This window comes from Qipengyuania sp. JC766, assembly GCF_040717445.1.
GTDB lineage: Bacteria > Pseudomonadota > Alphaproteobacteria > Sphingomonadales > Sphingomonadaceae > JC766.
Window position 1 is genome coordinate 249,793 of the sequence record NZ_JBFEFL010000001.1, and the last position, 15,564, is coordinate 265,356.

Below are 15,564 nucleotides of genomic sequence, written 5' to 3' on the forward strand. Positions count from 1 at the left end.
GCGATCAGCCGTTGGCCTGCGCCTGGAGCCGGGCCACCGTCTCGTTCACCCGCGTCTGCAGGCTCTCGCTGGTCTGCAGGGCCGCGGCGATCTGGTTGAAGCGCGCCGGGGTCATCTCGGCCTGCACCAGCACCTGGCCCATCGCCTGCTGCTTGCTCTCCTGCGGCATTTCCGCGTTTTCCTGGATCTGCTGCATGGTCGAAGCCGCGCGGACCCACTTTTCGAGTTCGGCGTCGGAAACGGGAGCCATTTCCTCGGTCGCCGGTGCGGGCGCTGCGGGCGCTTCCTGCGCGGCGGCAGTCGGGGCGAACATGGCGAGCGATGCGAAGGCCATCGCGGAAAGTGCGGTTTTCATTGGGATTTTCCCTTCCGTTCGTGTGATTCGATACGGGCGGGACCTCACATTTCGGCGCGCCGCCTTCAACAGGCAGCGCGCCGGACCGTGAATGAGATTGGACGAGCAGGGCGTTGTGTTCCGCCCGTGCGACGAAATCCGCCTAGTTGGCGTCGCCCTTCTTGATTGCTTCCATGGTCTTGGCACCCTTGCGGGCGTCCTGTTCGGGATTGTCGCCCCCGGTTGCCGGCTCGCGGTTGTCGGGATCCGTGGCGCGGTTGAGTTCGGCGCGCTTGCCGACGCGGACATTGACGTCACCGCCAGAAGCCGACCCCTGCGAGGGCGTCTTTCCTTCGGTGATCTCGTCGATCAGCTCGTTGTCGGGATGGCGGGACTGGCGTTCGGGCATGAAGTTTCTCCTTTCCCGACCAATGGATGGGGCCCTGCCGATGTTCCGGATCAGATCAGGCCGAGCCGCTGGAGCTTGTTGGCGAGCTTGCCGGGAATGACCTCGCCGATCTCCTCGCCCTCGGCCAGGTCGCGCGGCGGCTCGCCCTTGAGGTAGCGCCAGCCCTGGTGCGCGCGCTTGGGCCTGGGCATGACCGGGATCAGGCGCGGTTCGAGGTCGATGAACCAGCGGCCGTTGTCCTGTTCGGTGAAGCCGGTGATCGGGCTGCGCGCGACGATGTTGTGCTCGTGGATCCAGAACAGCGATCCGCCGATGCATTCCTCCCAGCGGGTGGGACGGTAGCGCGTATTGACGCTGACCCGCGGGCGGTTCTCGAACCATTTCTCGATGTCGGCGTAGTTCTTCGCGCCGAAGGCGATCTTGGTCAGGTTGAGCGGCATCGGGTGCGGATATAGAGAGGCGCCGCGACATTGCGAGGCCGGGGCCGCCCGGCACCGCCGTCACGAATATGCTGTCCTACACGCCTGTCATGCGCGCATGAGCCTTCGATGGCCGTCTCGCGAATCCTCCTGCCGCCCTGGATATGCGGAGGGGGAGCGGGCCGGTTTTTTTTGCTCTTGGACTGTGGTCCAGGCGGTCCATGTCTCTGGCGGGTCAGCCGACCAGCCCGCTGGCGACGGCCAGGCCGAGGAAGGCGAAGAAGCCCATCGCATCGGTGATCATGGTGACGAAGACGCTGCTGGCGACGGCGGGATCCTGCTTCAGCCGTTCGAAGATGACCGGCACCAGCACCCCGGCAAGGCCGGCGGTCGCCACGTTGATGACCATCGCGACCGCGATCACGATCCCCAGCGGCACGTCGAACACCAGTGCGGTGGCGATGCCGACCAGCACCGCGATGGTCACGCCGTTGAGCAGCGCGACACGCATCTCGCGCCACAGGATGCGCAGCGTGTTCGCTTCCGTCAGCTGGTTCATGGCGATGGCTCGCACCGCCACGGCCATGGTCTGCGTGCCCGCATTGCCGCCGATGCTGGCGACGATCGGCATCAGGATGGCCAGCGCCACCAGCTGCTCGATCGCAGCGCCGAAAGCGGCGATGATGAGGCTCGCGATCAGCGCCGTGCCCAGATTGGCGATCAGCCAGCGGACGCGCGCGGAATACGCCTCGCGGATCGGTTCGTTGATGTCGCCGTCGCCCGCACCGCTCATCAGCAGGGCGTCCTCGCCCGCTTCTTCGGCGATGATGTGGACCACGTCGTCCACCGTCATCTGGCCGACCAGCCGCCCGTCCTCGTCCACCACGGCGGCGCTGATGAGACCGTATTTCTGGAACATCAGCGCGACCTCTTCCTGGTCGAGCATGACGGGGACCAGCGTCTGGTCGCGCTTCATCACGTCGGTCAGGCGAATGCTTCGCGGCGTCGTCAGCACCCAGCTGAGCGCGCAGGTGCCGACCGGCTTGTGCTTGTGATCGACCACGAAGACCTCGAAGAACTCGTTGGCGAGGTCCCCGCGGGTGCGCAGGTAATCGATGAGGTCGCCCACCGTCAGGTGCTCGGGCACGGCCACGAAGTCGCGGCTCATCAGGCGCCCGGCGGTCTCTTCAGGATAGGACAGCGCGCTTTCGATGGCGACGCGGTCCTCCGCGTCCAGCTCCGCCAGGATCGCGCGCTGGTCGAGTTCGTCGAGATCCTCGATCAGCTGGACCGCGTCGTCGGTTTCCAGCTGTTCGGCGATGGCGGCGACGGCGCCTGCGGGCATCGCCTCCATCATCTCCTCGCGCACGAAGTCGTTGAGCTCGGCAATGACCTCGCTGCCCATCAGATCGCTGACGGCGGCGGCGAGGCGGGCGCGTTCCTCCGGCTCGAACAGTTCGATGAGGTCGGCGAGGTCCGCCGGGTGGAGCGGTTCGACAAGGTCGTAGACGACGCCGTCCTCGCCCGCGTCGAGCGCGTCCTTCACCGAGCGGACGTAATCGCGCTTGAGCGTGTTTTCCTCGTCCAGCCGCTCGTCGTCGATCCGGTCGTCGGGGCGCGCGCCTTCGGCGGCCGCATCCTCGTCCGGCCGGTCATCCAGCATCAGGTCCTGGTCGTGATTGTCGCCCGTCGCCATCGGCAACAGCGTCTAGGGCGGGGCATGTGAAAAGCAAGCGGCGCGCGGGTGACAACGGGCGGCCGCGTCACTAGGTGACGGTCCGACACAATCAGGAGACTTCAAGATGGCCGACAAACTGACGCTGACCCTCGACACCGGAGACGGCGAGAACAAGGACGTGGTCATCAAGCTGCGCCCGGACCTCGCGCCCGGCCATGTGGAGCGGATTACCGAACTCGCCGGCGACGGTTTCTATGACGGCGTCGTCTTCCACCGGGTCATCCCGGGCTTCATGGCGCAGGGCGGCGATCCCACCGGCACCGGCATGGGCGGCAGCGAGAAGCCGGACCTGAAGGCGGAATTCAACAGCGAACCGCACACGCGCGGCACCTGCTCGATGGCCCGAACGCAGGTTCCGGACAGCGCCAACAGCCAGTTCTTCATCTGCTTCGACGACGCCGAGTTCCTCGACGGCCAGTACACCGTCTGGGGCCAGGTGGAGAGCGGCATGGAGCATGTCGACGCGCTGCCCAAGGGCGAGCCGCCGCGCGAGCCGGGCAAGATCGTGAAGGCGACGGTCTCCTAAGGACCCCTCAGCCATCCGAACCGGTGCCCGCCGCCTTGAGGCGGCGGGCCTGGAACGCGAAGCGCGCCGCTTTCGATACGTCGGACTGGAACGAGTTGTTGACGAACGCGCCGACCGCGGCGCCGACGATCGGCACGACCATGCCCGCGCGGCCCCGGACCGAGGCGAAGGCGAGCGCGCGCGAGATGCGCTCCACCGCCTGGTCCACCAGCGGCTCGATCGCCTTCCCTTTGAGAGCCGTCAGCGAGCCGTCATCCGCGATGGCCGCCTCCAGCGCGGCGATCCGCTCCTGACGCACGTCCTGGTCGTTGAGCGCCGCCAGTTCCAAGATTTGCAGACGGAACAGCCGTTCCTGCGGACCCTCGCCGTCGAAACCGTAGGCGCGGCCAGTATCGCGGATGTTGCGCATGGCGATGGCGATGGTCGCGGGCACGTCCGCGCTCATGGTCAGTGCCCCGCCGAAGCCGGACGCCGCACCGGTCCCGGCATTCACGCTGCGCGCGACGCGTTCCACCTTCCGCGCCGCGTCGCGTGCCGCTTCCATGTCCTGCGGATCGTGGGCGAAGGTGACGAATTTGGGGGCTCCGACTGCGCGGTCGATACCCTTGACCACGCCTTCGACAAGCTTGCGGGGGACGAGACTGGCCAGCGCGCCGCCGACGGGATTTGTCAGCCGCTCGATCCCGCGTCCCAGCATCGAGGGCTTGCTGCGGCGATAGCGTTGCTGGTCCTTGCGAAAATCCATGGTTCTGCTCCCCGGGGACAGAGGCCCCTGGTGCAGCAGCGCATGGCGGCAGACTGCGTTCCCCGGACGGGTCGCCGTCAGAGGCCCGCGCGGACCAGCCAGTCGTGGAACATGCGCACCGGACGGGACTCCAGCGCCTGCGGCTTGCAGACGAACCAGTAGCTGTACGGGCTTTCGACCTCGATGTCGTACAAGTGGGCAAGGCGGTTGTCGGCGGCGCGCTTCATGTGATCGTCATGCATGATCGCGATGCCGAGACCCTGCGCCGCGGCTTCCAGCATGAGCTGGCCGGAATCGTAATGGTCGATCGCGGCTGCTTCGAGATCGCCCCATCCGAGCGCCTGCTTCCAGGCGATGAAGCTTTCGGGCAGCTCGTTGTGAATGAGGAAGGTCTGCTTCTCCAGCATTTCGCGGTTCGGCGTATCGCCCAGCTTGGCGGCGGTTTCCTTGTCGCAGATCGCGTGGACCATGTTGTAGTCCAGGCGGACCGCGTGAAACGCCTTGTCCGGACCGCGGCTGAGGATGATGCCGGCGTCCAGCGTGTCGCCCACCCGGTCGTCCAGATGCGGGCCGGTGTCGATGTCGATATGCAGCAGGGGATGCCGCTTGCGCAGTTCGCCCAGCCGGGGAAACAGGCGCTGGGTTCCGAACAGCGGCAGGCAACCGAGCCGCAGGCGCAGGACGGACAGGTTCTCGCTCTGGTTCTCGATCGCGGTCGCCAGCGCTTCCAGGTGCGGCGCGACCGCATCGTGGAAGGCCTGGCCTTCGTCGGTCAGTTGCATCGCCTGCTTGGCGCGGGTGAACAGCTTCTTGCCGGTAAAATCCTCGAGATTGGCGATCCGGCGCGACAGCGCGGACGGGCTGAGGCCCAGTTCCTCAGCCGCGGCGCGCGCGGAACCCAGCCGCACGGTGCGCATGAACGCCTCGAGTGCGCGCAAGGGTGGTAGTCTTCTGGTCGCCATCGTCTTTTCCCCTTTTGACACCAGATACGGCGCCAGGGGAGAAAAGGTTGCAAAAAAGTGTGGATTCGGCCGGGTCTATTTCCCGTCGGGCGGATCGTCGCTTGTCGGGGCGTGAAGGCGCACGCGCTTAACATGCGTTTCGTCCGCTTCGAGCACCTCGATCCGCCAGCCGCTTGCATGCCTTACCACTTCGCCGACGGGCGGGACCTGTTCCGCCAGCACGAAGGTGAGCCCGCCCAGCGTGTCCACCGATTCCTCGACTTTGGCAAGTCGCGGGTCGACCTTCTGTGCTACGTCCTCGAGTTCCGCGCGGGCATCGCAGTCCCACATGCCGTCCCCGATGGGGACGATGGCTTCGACGGGCAGTTCGTCGTGCTCGTCCTCGATCTCGCCGACGATCTCCTCGACCAGGTCCTCGATCGTGATGATCCCGTCGGTGCCGGAAAACTCGTCCAGCACGATGGCGAGGTGCATCCGGCGCGAGCGCATGTCGGCGAGCACGTCCAGTGCGCCCCGCGATTGCGGGACATAGAGCGGCTGGCGCATCAGCACCGTCCAGTCCCGCGGCGGGGCCTTGCCCTGCGCGAGATAGGGGAAGATGTCCTTGATGTGGATCATGCCGATCACGTTATCGAGCTGGTCCCGATAGACCGGCATGCGCGAATGGCCGTCCTCGGAAAAGCGCGCGACGAGTTCCGCCCACGACACGGATGCCTCCACCGCGACGATCTCGCCACGGGGTACGGCGACATCGTCCGCGTCCTTCTCGCTGAAATGGAGGAGGTTGCGCAGCATCTGCCGCTCGACGCCCGACAGGTCGCCATTGGTCGAGGGATGTTCGGGGTCTTCGTCCGGATTGTCGCCCTCGTGCTCGTCGATCGCGTCTTCGAGCTGCGCGCGCAGCGATCGCTCACGCATGCGGGGGTCGATAAATTTGCGGAGCGCGAGCATCAGCCCGCTTCTACTCTCCGCGTCTCCTGAAGCAGGTTCGGTGTCGGGCATGGCCCTGGTCTGATTACTCCTCAAGCGATCGCGCCTATGCGGAATCGCCGGACCCATATGGGTCCGCGATACCCATCAACGCAAGCGCCTTGATCTCCAGTCGTTCCATCGCGTCGGCCTGGTCGTCGTTATCGACATGGTCGTGGCCGGCGAGATGGAGCAGGCCATGGATCACGAGATGCGCCGTATGGTGTTCCAGAGAAACGCCTTTTTCCTGCGCCTCGCGCGCGCAGGTCTCGTAGGCGAGCGCGATATCGCCGAGCATTTCGGGACCGCCGCGGTCGGACAGGCTCGTCAGCGATTCGCGTGACAGCATGGGAAAGGAAAGCACATTGGTCGGCGCGTCCTTCGTGCGCCATTCGCGATTGAGGACGCGAACCTCCTCGTCGAGAGTGAACAGGATGCTTGCGCTCAGCCGTTCGTTGGCGAGTTCGGGTGCCACCTTCTGGCACGCTTGTGCCGCGGCTTCCGCCAGTTCCGGCCAGTCGCCCTGCGGCCAGCCGTCGATATCGATATCCAGATCCATGCCCCCGACCTAGCGGGAATGCCGGTCCCCGCAAATGGTCTGCGGCCAGATAGTCCGGCGGTCGGCGGAATCGAACGGGTCGCCGCAAAGACAAGTCCTGTTCATCTGCCGGGGGGAACCGGGCCCCCATACGCGCTTTTCCCCCGCCGCATCCAGCCCGCACGCGCGCCCCGATCTCGTTTTCGAGGGGCTGTTCGAAACCGGATGCACCGGCAACGGGGAGTTTGATCGACATGGCGCGCAAGGCGGGCGCCTGGTTTGAAGGAGAAGTTACATGAATATCGCAAATCCCAGCCGCAAGGCGATGATTTTGCTCGGTCTGTTCGCGGCGACCGCGCCGGTCGGCCTCGCGGCGCAGGACGCGGGCTATGACGGCGACGTCGTCGCCACCGCGTACGGTTCGCTCCCCGACCGGTCCGAAATGACCGAGGGTCCGGAAATTGAGGGCATCATCTCGGCACGCAAGGGCAACCGCATCCAGATCACGTCGGAAGACGGGACCCGCACCGTGGTGAACGTCGACGACCAGACGGAAATCAAGGCGAGCGGCGGCTTCCTCGGCCTCGGGCGCGAGCGGCTGGCGTCCGACCAGCTGCTGAACGGTCTGCCCGTGAGCGTCGAGACGCTGACGGCTGGCGGCGTCTATCTCGCCGACGAGATCGACCTGAAGCAGAAGGATCTCAAGATGGCCGCGATGATCGCGCAGGGCACCGAGCAGGGCTTTGCCGAGCAGACCGCCGCCACCGATGCGCTGCGCACCCGCGTGGGCGATATCGACCAGTACAACGTCAAGGGTACGACCAATGTCTATTTCGACACCGGCGAGTACGACCTGACGCAGCAATCGCGGGCGGAACTCTGCTCCGCTGCCGCGCAGGCCAATTCGATGGAGAACGCGCTCCTTCTGGTCGTCGGCTATACCGACACGACCGGCACCTACGAAATCAACCAGGAGCTGAGCGAGAAGCGCGCCGAACGCGTCGTCAACTACCTGCAGCAGCAGTGCGGCTGGAAGCCCTACCGCATGCTGACGCCAACCGGGATGGCCACTGCCGATCCGGCTGCGGACAATTTCACCGAAGAAGGCCGCGCGCAGAACCGCCGCGTGGCGGTGAACATCCTCGTCAGCAAGAGCGTCGACGGCCTGTAAGGTCTCGCGCTTCGGAAAAAAACGGAAAGGGCGGACGTCGGTCCGCCCTTTTTCGTATCAGTCTGCGGGAAGTCGGGCAGCATCGCGCCGGAGTTTTTCAGGCGTTCGGCCCTTCATACGCTTCGACGATCCGGCCCACGATCGGATGGCGGACCACGTCCGCCGCGGTGAAGCGCGTCACGCCGATACCCTCGACATTTTCGAGCCGCCCGACCGCATCGGCCAGTCCGCTCATGCGGTCGCCGCCGGGCAGGTCGACTTGCCGCGGATCGCCGCACACCACCATCCGGCTGTTCTGGCCGAAGCGGGTGAGGAACATCTTCATCTGCTCCTTCGTGGTGTTCTGCGCCTCGTCCAGGATCACGAAGGCGTCCGCCAGTGTCCGGCCGCGCATGAACGCGATCGGGGCGACCTCGATTTCCCCGCTGGCGATGCGCCTTTCGACCTGTTCGGGCGGCATGCAATCGTACAGCGCGTCGTAAAGCGGGCGAAGGTAGGGATCGACCTTCTCCTTCATGTCGCCGGGCAGGAAGCCGAGCTTTTCGCCCGCTTCGACCGCGGGGCGCGAGAGGATCAGGCGCTGCACGCTGCCGCTGATCAGCTGGCTGACCGCCTGCGCCACGGCGACGTAGGTCTTGCCGGTTCCCGCGGGACCGAGCGCGAAGATCAGGTCCTCCCGCGTCAGCTGGCGCATGTAGGACGCCTGCATCGGGGTACGCGGGACGATGGTCTTGCGCCGCGTGCGGATCATGATCGGCGGCGCGTCCGGCTCGTCGCTGACGATGCCTTCCAGCCTCGGCTGGTCGGCCATGGCGATCAGCGCCTCGATCGCGCCGGCGTCGAGATCCTGTCCGATGGCGAGCTTGTCGTACATGGTGCGGAGCACGTCGCGGGCGCGCGCTACCGAGTCTTCAGGGCCCTCGACCGAGATCGTGTCGCCCCGTGCGGAAATGAAAACGCCGATCCGGTTCTCCAGCTGGACCAGGTTGGCATCGAATTCGCCGAACAGCGGCACGAGCAGCGACTGGTTGTCGAACTTCAGCTCGACCCTGGCGCGCCGCATCTCCCGCGTGACGGCGGGGGGAGGGCTGATCGCCGCTTTCGCGGCGCGAGCGGGTTTTCGTCCCATGCGGCTCCTTTGCTGGTACTTCCGGAAAATAGGGTCCCGCCACCGCAAGGCAAGCGCCAGACCTTGTGATGTCTGGGGAAAGTCACCGAATCCAAATGCTACGGGCATCGCATTCCGGCATATTCCGAGCCGGGCTCTGTAAAAGGGGACCGGCCAACCCATCTTTGCCGATCTTTCGGAAGAATGCCGTTGCGACTGGCTGTTGTTTGGTCGAGTGCATTGCGACCTAGGTCGGAAAAGCCTTCTCTTCGTTCACCGCATGTTGTTGGGTCGTCGTATGTCGAATTATTTCTTTCAAACGCTGAGCGCGCTGACGCTGATCTTCGTCCCTTCACTGGCGCTTGCCCAAGGCGAGGATGCTGCTCCAGGCACGGAAATTATCGTGACCGGCAGGATTGATCCGGGCGAGGTGGAAGCTCTTGGAAAGGCAGTCGTAAGACCGTCCCGTGCCGGAAAGCCGATAGCTCGGTTCGATGCTCCTGTTTGCGTTAAGGTTTCCGGGATTCCGGATGACATGGCGACACTAGTGGAAGACCGAATCCAGGAGAACATTCGGTCGCTTGTCGGTGTCGATGTAGCGGATGAGGGCTGCAGCCCGAACGCGTTTGTCGGCGTCTTGAACGGCGTAAACAGCACAGTCGATCAATTACGGAAAGACGAGAAATGGCTGTTTGAGGGGCTCCTGGACTATCAGATCGACCGTATCTACGACGGTTCCGATGCCGTAAGGGCGTGGCATGTGTTCGATGTCCGTAATCTCGACGGGTCTGCAATTCCGGGGTCGCGGCCAGGCGGGTCTGTCAACGATCTTGTCAATCGGGTCGAGAAGGCGTCACGTCGTAGCCAGCTACGTGTAAATTTGGTTGGCGCAGTTGTCCTTGTCGAAACAGGCTCGCTACGGGAGAAAACGTTTCGGCAACTCGCAGACTATGCGACGATGCGAATTCTCGCTTCGACTTCAGACGAGGTTTCTGATAATCCGGGCAACGTCCCAACGATCCTCGAACTCTTCGGAAACAGCGACGCGCCCAATGGGCTTTCCGAGTTCGACAGATCCTACTTGGCAGCCCTCTATGAATTGCCGGCTAATAGTCTTGATGGGCAGATTATCAATTCTGCTGTCCGACGTTATCGGTATTCCGAAGAAGTAGCGGATTCTGACGAGAACTGAGACAAAGCTGAATTACTCAATTCAGGATGTTCTGTCTCGTTCGCTCATGCCCGGCCACTTCATTCATGAACTGAGTTGAAAAATTCCAGATTGGATCATCGGCTCCTGAGGCTCATAGATCTGGTCAAATTGTCGTCGCGGCTGTCGGCGCGATGAATTGCGGACGCCAAGTCTGTTCAGACTAGTGGTACTAAAGATGAACTGACGGCCGATGGGGGCTCGTCATCGGAGTGAGTACACAATGCGCAAAATCCTATTGGCGGCGGTGGCCGCAAGCATGTTCGTCCCCACGGTCGCCCAAGCGCAGCGGGGACCCGACAACCGGACGGAGGCCCGCGAAGGCCGGCAGGACCGGCAGGACGCGCGCCGCGATCGCCGTGGCGACCGGACCGAGGCGCGAACGGACCGCCGGCAGGACCGGCGCGAAGATCGCGTCGAGGCACGGCAGGACCGGCGGGAAGACAGGCGTGAGGATCGCCGCGATGCGCGGCAGGATCGCAGCGCGAACAGCTGGGCGGACATCGCGCGGCAGACCCGCGATGCGCGCGAACGGGCCGAACGGCAGCGCGACCGCCGCGAATACCGGCAGGAAGCCCGCCGCGACGCCGCGCAGGACCGGCGCGATTCGTATCGCGAAGCGCGTCGGGACGATCGGCAGACGCGGCGCGCGCACTATCGCGATTGGCGCGAGTACCGGCGGCACAATCCGCGCGCCTTTCGCCTAGGTGCGTATGTCGGCCCGCGCGGCTTCCGCTATCGCCCGCTGTGGGTCGGATACCGCTTCCCGGCGAGCGCCTATTACGGGTCGCGTTACTGGCTGAGCGCCGACGATTACTACCTGCCGCAGCCGCGCTACGGCTATCAGCGCTGGATCCGCTATGGCGACGATGCGCTGCTGGTGGACATTCGCAGCGGCAACGTCATCGCCGTCCACCGGGACTTCTTCTGGCGCTGACCTGGTCAGGTCCTGATCTCGATCGACGCCTGGTTTCCTTCCGGGAGATCAGGCGTCGACTGTTTCACGTACCATGCCGCGCAGCGAATTGGGCCCGGCCTGGACGAGCTCGACTCCGACCAGATCGCCGAGCCGCGTGTCATCGCCCGGCGCGCCATCGAACCACACGCTCTGCAACCAAGGCGATTTGCCGAGCCATTGGCCTTCGTGCTTGCCCTTGCGCTCGACCAGCACTTCGCAAGTGCGGCCCACGCTCCGCTCGTTGAAGGCCAGCTGGTCGCGATTGAGCGCGGCCTGCAGGCGTTGCAGCCGATCGTCCATCACATCGCGCGCGACCTGGCCTTCCATCGTCGCGGCCGGCGTGCCGGGCCGGGGGGAATACTTGAAACTGAAGGCCTGGGCGTAACCGACCGCGTCCACGATCCGCAGGGTTTCCTCGAATTCCGCCTCGGTCTCGCCGGGGAAGCCGACAATGAAATCGCCCGACAGCGCGAGATCGGGACGCGCGGCGCGGAACCGCTCCAGCAGGCGCAGATAGCTTTCGGCTGTGTGGCTGCGGTTCATGGCCTTGAGCACACGGTCGCTGCCGCTCTGAACCGGCAGGTGCAGATAGGGCATGAGCTTGTCGATCTCGCCATGCGCGGCGATCAGGGCATCGTCCATGTCGGCCGGGTGGCTGGTTGTATAGCGGATCCGGGCGAGGCCATCGATCCGCGCCAGGTGACGGACCAGTCCGGCCAGCCCGATCGCATGGCCCTTGTCGTCCTCCCCGCTCCACGCGCTGACGTTCTGCCCCAGCAGCGTGATCTCGCGCGCACCGGCCTCGACCAGCTTGCGCGCCTCTTCCGCGAGGTCGGCGAACGGGCGGGAGATTTCGGCGCCGCGCGTGTAGGGCACGACGCAATAGGTGCAGAACTTGTCGCACCCTTCCTGGATGGTCAGGAAGGCGGCCGGCGCGCTCTTGCGGCGGCGGGGCAGGACATCGAACTTCGTGTTGGGCGGCATGTCGGTGTCGGTCGCACGCTCGCCCATGACGGCGCGGTCGATCATGGCGGGCAGCCGGTGATAGGCCTGCGGGCCCACGACCATGCTGACCGCGGGGGCGCGGGCCACGATCTCCTCGCCCTCGGCCTGTGCGACGCAGCCCGCGACAGCGATCATCGGCTTGGTCCCATCCGCCTTCGCCAGCCGGCCGATATCGGAATACACCTTTTCAGCCGCCTTCTCGCGGATGTGGCAGGTGTTGAGCACCACCAGGTCCGCTTCCTCGCCGTCCGGCGCAGGCGCGATCCCGCGTTCGGCCAGCAGTTCGGCCATCCGCTCCCCGTCATAGACGTTCATCTGGCAGCCGAAGCTCTTGACCCGGTAGGTCTTCGGGGGTGTCGTCGCTTTCATGGAAGGGCGCGCCTAGGCCAGATCGGCCCGGATTTCAATCGGCTGCGCTGTAGCGGACCGGCGCATCGTCGTGCGAGAAGGCCGACGGTTCGTGGCCGAGCAATTCGACGAGCCGGGCCTCGATGCGGCGCCGCGCTTCGGTGCTGATCGCCTTGCGGCCGCGGAATTCCTCCGGGCTGAAGGGTTCGAGGAAATACAGGTCGAGCCGGAAGGTCCCGGGCCGGGCCATCACCCGCTTGAAATTGTTGAGCCCGCCTTCGGAGCCGATCCAGCCGATCCATTCCGAGATCGCGCCGTAATCGAGCACCACCGGCTGCACCAGGACGCCGGGCGGCGGGGGTTCGAGCACGCTCAGCATGGATGTCTTGAAGGGCAGCAGCGTGTGCCCGTCGGTCGTCGTGCCTTCGGGAAAGACGGTCACGGACCAGTTGTCCATCAGCGCCTCACGAAGGCGGTTGATCTGGTCGGCAACGCTCAGGCGCGCCTCGCGCTGGACGAAGACGGTCCGGTTCAGGCCGCACAGCCAGCCGACGAGCGGCGCTTTCTCCAGCTCCGCCTTGGCGACGAAGGCAGTGCCGCTGGCACCGGCGAGCGAGAGGATATCGACCCAGCTGACATGGTTGGCGACGAAGAAGACGTCGCGACGTAGCGGCGTGCCGTGGCGCGTGACGCGCGCGCCGACGATCCAGGTGGCGATGGCGAGGAAGATGCGCGGGAAGGGCGATCCGTAGGCGAAGATGCGGTACAGGTAGTGCAGCGGTACGAAGATCAGCAGCGCGATCGCCAGCGCCGCCACGCGCACCCATAGCCTGATCCATCCGCCAAGCCCGAGTGGGGTGGTTTCGCCCCGCGCTGCTGCGACGCGCACATCCCAGGCGTCAGTCTTCCCGGTCGAGGCGGACGCCATAGAGTTCCATGCGGTGATCGACGAGCCGGTAGCCGAGCTTTTCGGCGATGGTCTTCTGCAGGGCTTCCAGTTCCGGATCGACGAATTCCACGACCTTGCCCGATTCCACGTCGATCAGGTGGTCGTGATGCGCTTCGGGCGCCGCTTCGTAGCGGGCGCGCCCGTCGCCGAAATCGTGCCGGTCGAGGATGCCGGCTTCCTCGAACAGGCGGACCGTGCGGTAGACGGTCGCGATCGAGATGTCCGGGTTGATCTTGGACGCGCGTTCGTGGAGCAGTTCCACGTCCGGATGGTCGTCGCTTTCGGACAGGACCTTGGCGATCACGCGCCGCTGTTCCGTGATGCGCAGCCCGCGTTCGGCGCAAAGCTGCTCGAGATCGATCTTCTGGCTCACAAACAATCCCCTGACACGAAAACCGCCCCGAAGCCATAGGGCTGCGGGGCGGAGTTCTCAAGCGGTCGACACGGCCGCGCGGACCGTATCACCGGCCGGTGTTCACTCGCCGGCCTTGCGGCGTCCGCGCTTCTGGCCGGGCTTGCGGCCGAGGCCGATTTCCTTGGCCAGCGTGCGGCGCTTTTCGGCGTAGTTCGGGGCGACCATCGGGTAATCGCTCGGCAGGTCCCAGCGCGCGCGATATTCTTCGGGGGTCATGTCGTAATTGGTGCGAAGATAGCGCTTGAGCATTTTCAGCTTCTTGCCGTCTTCCAGGCACACGATGTAGTCGGGCTTCACGGAAGCGCGAACGGACACGGCAGGCTCGGGACGCTCTTCCTCGGGCTCGGACTGCTGGCCGAGGCCAGCGAGCGCGCCATGCACCGACTGGATAAGCTGCGGAACGTCCTCGACGGCGACCGTATTGTTGCGGACGTAGGATTCGACGATGTCCGACGTGAGGGTGATGAGCATTTCGCTCATGTCGTGTTCGAATTCTTCCATTAATTCCTCGAATTAGATTTTCGGCGGCATCCCAAAGATGGGGGATGTCGGATGCAACCGTTTCCGCCATTCGCACCCTTCGTCCGGGGGAGCAAGCGTCAATAGTGGAAAAACCGCAGAAAACCGGGCGACACGTTAACCAAACCTGATCAGTCGATAGTCCTCGCAAATGTAATGGCATCGCGTTTGGGGCCTGATCTTGTCCGATAATATTCCCTGCGACGTCCGATCGGTTCGAACTGGCAATTTCTATAGAGTGATTGAGCGGGATTGTTGTCCCGCATTTCGAGGAAGAGTTTTGCCGATCCGCGTTGCCGTGCCTGCTGCAGCGCATCCTCGATCAGCGCGCGTCCCAGGCCCCGCCCGCGCATCGCGGGATCGACCGCGATCAGGAGCAGTTCCTCTTCGTCCGCGACCGCGCGGACGAGCGAGAACCCGACCGCCTCGCCACGGGCAGGAATGGCTCTGTCGGCATCGACCAGACGGTAATGCGTATTGGTAAACGCCAACGAGTCCGAAACCTGCTTGCGGGTCCACGCCTCGTTCCACTCGGGATCGAAGGCCGCTTCCATGATCGCCATGATACGGTCCAGATCGTCGGTCACGGCTTCGGGCTGCCCTGTGGCTTCGCATCGGGCGCGCGTCCGTACACGGGCGCGATCGTTCCGGACATGAGCGCTTCGGAAAGGAGGGGGACGCTTCGCGCATCGGGGAGCATGTCGGTTGCGGTTCGATCGGCGGCGGACATCGCCGCGAGCGCACCAGCCCGGCTGCCCACCACGACCGGGTGCCGCGCGGCGCCGGCGGCGTCCGCGCGGGGCAGGCTGCGCACATCGTCCTGCGGATGTCCGTACTCGTCGAAATTCTGGACGAACCACTGCGAATGCCCGCCTTCCATGCACACGCTGACCGGGCCGCCATGGTCACGCATTCCCTGCGCCGCGACGAGGGCGAGGGTGGGATACCCGGCAATCTCGGTCCGCCAGGCGAGCGCCAGCGCGCGCGCCGCGGCGATCCCGATGCGCACGCCGGTGAAGCTTCCCGGACCGAGGGAAACGCAGATCCGGCCGGCGCGTCCGCGATCCGGCAGTTCCGCGATCATCGGCACCAGACGCTCCGCATGGCCGCGCCCTAGGATCTCGTGGCGGTGGCCGATGCACTCCCGGCCGTCATCTTCGAAGAGGGCGACCGAGCAGGCTTCGCTGGCTGTTTCTATGGCAAGCACGCGCATGGCGCGCGCTTGCCCCAGCCTGCGCGCG

19 protein-coding genes are annotated in these 15,564 nt (G+C 65.1%); 4 read left to right on the forward strand and 15 right to left on the reverse strand.

Features of this window, described 5'->3' with window-relative positions:
* Positions 1–4: 4 nt before the first annotated feature.
* From AB1K63_RS01205 to mgtE, 4 genes are all read right to left on the reverse strand, one after another.
* Positions 5–355, reverse strand: coding sequence for a hypothetical protein (locus tag AB1K63_RS01205; RefSeq protein ID WP_366958072.1), 351 nt, complete (start codon positions 353–355; stop codon positions 5–7).
* Between the two features lie 142 nt (positions 356–497).
* Positions 498–743 (reverse strand): hypothetical protein, encoded by a 246-nt coding sequence (locus AB1K63_RS01210; RefSeq protein ID WP_366958073.1) that lies wholly within the window; start codon positions 741–743, stop codon positions 498–500.
* A gap of 50 nt (positions 744–793) precedes the next feature.
* A complete protein-coding gene (locus AB1K63_RS01215; RefSeq protein WP_366958074.1) occupies positions 794–1,183 on the reverse strand; it encodes a DUF1489 family protein in 390 nt (129 codons plus the stop codon).
* A gap of 214 nt (positions 1,184–1,397) precedes the next feature.
* On the reverse strand, positions 1,398–2,858 hold the full coding sequence (gene mgtE / locus AB1K63_RS01220; RefSeq protein WP_366958075.1) for a magnesium transporter: 1,461 nt from the start codon (positions 2,856–2,858) through the stop codon (positions 1,398–1,400).
* Positions 2,859–2,964: 106 nt separating this feature from the next.
* Here mgtE and AB1K63_RS01225 point away from each other — a divergent pair, with 106 nt between their 5' ends.
* The gene (locus AB1K63_RS01225) at positions 2,965–3,426 is read left to right on the forward strand and encodes a peptidylprolyl isomerase (protein WP_366958076.1); all 462 of its coding nucleotides are present in this window, start codon (positions 2,965–2,967) and stop codon (positions 3,424–3,426) included.
* A 7-nt stretch (positions 3,427–3,433) separates the two neighbouring features.
* Here the strand turns inward: AB1K63_RS01225 and AB1K63_RS01230 are convergent, their stop codons facing one another.
* The 4 genes from AB1K63_RS01230 to ybeY all read right to left on the reverse strand — a co-directional run bounded on the left by AB1K63_RS01230 (position 3,434) and on the right by ybeY (position 6,661).
* Positions 3,434–4,171, reverse strand: a complete 738-nt coding sequence (locus AB1K63_RS01230; RefSeq protein ID WP_366958077.1) for an EcsC family protein — start codon at positions 4,169–4,171, stop codon at positions 3,434–3,436.
* Between the two features lie 77 nt (positions 4,172–4,248).
* A complete protein-coding gene (locus AB1K63_RS01235) occupies positions 4,249–5,133 on the reverse strand; it encodes a LysR substrate-binding domain-containing protein (RefSeq protein ID WP_366958078.1) in 885 nt (294 codons plus the stop codon).
* A gap of 75 nt (positions 5,134–5,208) precedes the next feature.
* On the reverse strand, positions 5,209–6,084 hold the full coding sequence (locus AB1K63_RS01240; RefSeq protein ID WP_366960623.1) for a hemolysin family protein: 876 nt from the start codon (positions 6,082–6,084) through the stop codon (positions 5,209–5,211).
* Positions 6,085–6,169: 85 nt separating this feature from the next.
* Positions 6,170–6,661 carry an rRNA maturation RNase YbeY gene (gene ybeY / locus AB1K63_RS01245; RefSeq protein WP_366958079.1) on the reverse strand — a complete coding sequence of 164 codons (492 nt, stop codon included), beginning with the start codon at positions 6,659–6,661 and terminating at the stop codon, positions 6,170–6,172.
* Positions 6,662–6,935: 274 nt separating this feature from the next.
* On the opposite strand from ybeY, the gene AB1K63_RS01250 reads away from it, so the two are divergent.
* On the forward strand, positions 6,936–7,811 hold the full coding sequence (locus tag AB1K63_RS01250; protein ID WP_366958080.1) for an OmpA family protein: 876 nt from the start codon (positions 6,936–6,938) through the stop codon (positions 7,809–7,811).
* A 97-nt stretch (positions 7,812–7,908) separates the two neighbouring features.
* Here the strand turns inward: AB1K63_RS01250 and AB1K63_RS01255 are convergent, their stop codons facing one another.
* Positions 7,909–8,874 carry a PhoH family protein gene (locus AB1K63_RS01255; RefSeq protein ID WP_366960624.1) on the reverse strand — a complete coding sequence of 322 codons (966 nt, stop codon included), beginning with the start codon at positions 8,872–8,874 and terminating at the stop codon, positions 7,909–7,911.
* 343 nt (positions 8,875–9,217) lie between these two features.
* Between AB1K63_RS01255 and AB1K63_RS01260 the strand changes: the two genes are divergently transcribed.
* Together AB1K63_RS01260 and AB1K63_RS01265 are read left to right on the forward strand one after the other, a co-directional pair.
* Positions 9,218–10,111 (forward strand): hypothetical protein, encoded by an 894-nt coding sequence (locus AB1K63_RS01260; RefSeq protein WP_366958081.1) that lies wholly within the window; start codon positions 9,218–9,220, stop codon positions 10,109–10,111.
* A gap of 277 nt (positions 10,112–10,388) precedes the next feature.
* Positions 10,389–11,066: an RcnB family protein gene (locus tag AB1K63_RS01265; protein WP_366958082.1), complete on the forward strand. Its 678-nt coding sequence runs from the start codon at positions 10,389–10,391 to the stop codon at positions 11,064–11,066.
* Between the two features lie 48 nt (positions 11,067–11,114).
* Here the strand turns inward: AB1K63_RS01265 and miaB are convergent, their stop codons facing one another.
* The 6 genes from miaB to tsaB form a co-directional block, all read right to left on the reverse strand.
* Positions 11,115–12,461 carry a tRNA (N6-isopentenyl adenosine(37)-C2)-methylthiotransferase MiaB gene (gene miaB, locus AB1K63_RS01270; RefSeq protein ID WP_366958084.1) on the reverse strand — a complete coding sequence of 449 codons (1,347 nt, stop codon included), beginning with the start codon at positions 12,459–12,461 and terminating at the stop codon, positions 11,115–11,117.
* A 34-nt stretch (positions 12,462–12,495) separates the two neighbouring features.
* The gene (locus AB1K63_RS01275) at positions 12,496–13,368 is read right to left on the reverse strand and encodes a lysophospholipid acyltransferase family protein (RefSeq protein ID WP_366958085.1); all 873 of its coding nucleotides are present in this window, start codon (positions 13,366–13,368) and stop codon (positions 12,496–12,498) included.
* Entirely contained in the window at positions 13,340–13,762 is a 423-nt protein-coding gene (locus tag AB1K63_RS01280; RefSeq protein ID WP_366958086.1) for a Fur family transcriptional regulator, read from the reverse strand. The genes AB1K63_RS01275 and AB1K63_RS01280 overlap by 29 nt, the downstream gene beginning before the upstream one ends.
* 102 nt (positions 13,763–13,864) lie before the next feature.
* Complete coding sequence (locus AB1K63_RS01285) at positions 13,865–14,305, reverse strand: MucR family transcriptional regulator (protein WP_366958087.1); 441 nt, start codon at positions 14,303–14,305, stop codon at positions 13,865–13,867.
* A gap of 149 nt (positions 14,306–14,454) precedes the next feature.
* Positions 14,455–14,910: a ribosomal protein S18-alanine N-acetyltransferase gene (rimI, locus tag AB1K63_RS01290; protein ID WP_366958088.1), complete on the reverse strand. Its 456-nt coding sequence runs from the start codon at positions 14,908–14,910 to the stop codon at positions 14,455–14,457.
* Positions 14,907–15,536, reverse strand: coding sequence for a tRNA (adenosine(37)-N6)-threonylcarbamoyltransferase complex dimerization subunit type 1 TsaB (tsaB, locus tag AB1K63_RS01295; RefSeq protein WP_366958089.1), 630 nt, complete (start codon positions 15,534–15,536; stop codon positions 14,907–14,909). Before tsaB ends, rimI begins: the two co-directional genes overlap by 4 nt.
* Between the last annotated feature and the right edge of the window lie 28 nt (positions 15,537–15,564).

Excerpts from the sequence above, each read along its gene's own strand:
- AB1K63_RS01205 (WP_366958072.1), bottom strand. The coding sequence starts at position 355 with ATGAAAACCGCACTTTCCGCGATGGCCTTCGCATCGCTCGCCATGTTC.
- AB1K63_RS01210 (WP_366958073.1), bottom strand. The coding sequence starts at position 743 with ATGCCCGAACGCCAGTCCCGCCATCCCGACAACGAGCTGATCGACGAG.
- AB1K63_RS01215 (WP_366958074.1), bottom strand. The coding sequence starts at position 1,183 with ATGCCGCTCAACCTGACCAAGATCGCCTTCGGCGCGAAGAACTACGCC.
- mgtE (WP_366958075.1), bottom strand. The coding sequence starts at position 2,858 with ATGGCGACGGGCGACAATCACGACCAGGACCTGATGCTGGATGACCGG.
- AB1K63_RS01225 (WP_366958076.1), top strand. The coding sequence starts at position 2,965 with ATGGCCGACAAACTGACGCTGACCCTCGACACCGGAGACGGCGAGAAC.
- AB1K63_RS01230 (WP_366958077.1), bottom strand. The coding sequence starts at position 4,171 with ATGGATTTTCGCAAGGACCAGCAACGCTATCGCCGCAGCAAGCCCTCG.
- AB1K63_RS01235 (WP_366958078.1), bottom strand. The coding sequence starts at position 5,133 with ATGGCGACCAGAAGACTACCACCCTTGCGCGCACTCGAGGCGTTCATG.
- AB1K63_RS01240 (WP_366960623.1), bottom strand. The coding sequence starts at position 6,084 with ATGCTCGCGCTCCGCAAATTTATCGACCCCCGCATGCGTGAGCGATCG.
- ybeY (WP_366958079.1), bottom strand. The coding sequence starts at position 6,661 with ATGGATCTGGATATCGATATCGACGGCTGGCCGCAGGGCGACTGGCCG.
- AB1K63_RS01250 (WP_366958080.1), top strand. The coding sequence starts at position 6,936 with ATGAATATCGCAAATCCCAGCCGCAAGGCGATGATTTTGCTCGGTCTG.
- AB1K63_RS01255 (WP_366960624.1), bottom strand. The coding sequence starts at position 8,874 with ATGCGGCGCGCCAGGGTCGAGCTGAAGTTCGACAACCAGTCGCTGCTC.
- AB1K63_RS01260 (WP_366958081.1), top strand. The coding sequence starts at position 9,218 with ATGTCGAATTATTTCTTTCAAACGCTGAGCGCGCTGACGCTGATCTTC.
- AB1K63_RS01265 (WP_366958082.1), top strand. The coding sequence starts at position 10,389 with ATGTTCGTCCCCACGGTCGCCCAAGCGCAGCGGGGACCCGACAACCGG.
- miaB (WP_366958084.1), bottom strand. The coding sequence starts at position 12,461 with ATGAAAGCGACGACACCCCCGAAGACCTACCGGGTCAAGAGCTTCGGC.
- AB1K63_RS01275 (WP_366958085.1), bottom strand. The coding sequence starts at position 13,368 with ATGGCGTCCGCCTCGACCGGGAAGACTGACGCCTGGGATGTGCGCGTC.
- AB1K63_RS01285 (WP_366958087.1), bottom strand. The coding sequence starts at position 14,305 with ATGGAAGAATTCGAACACGACATGAGCGAAATGCTCATCACCCTCACG.
- tsaB (WP_366958089.1), bottom strand. The coding sequence starts at position 15,536 with ATGCGCGTGCTTGCCATAGAAACAGCCAGCGAAGCCTGCTCGGTCGCC.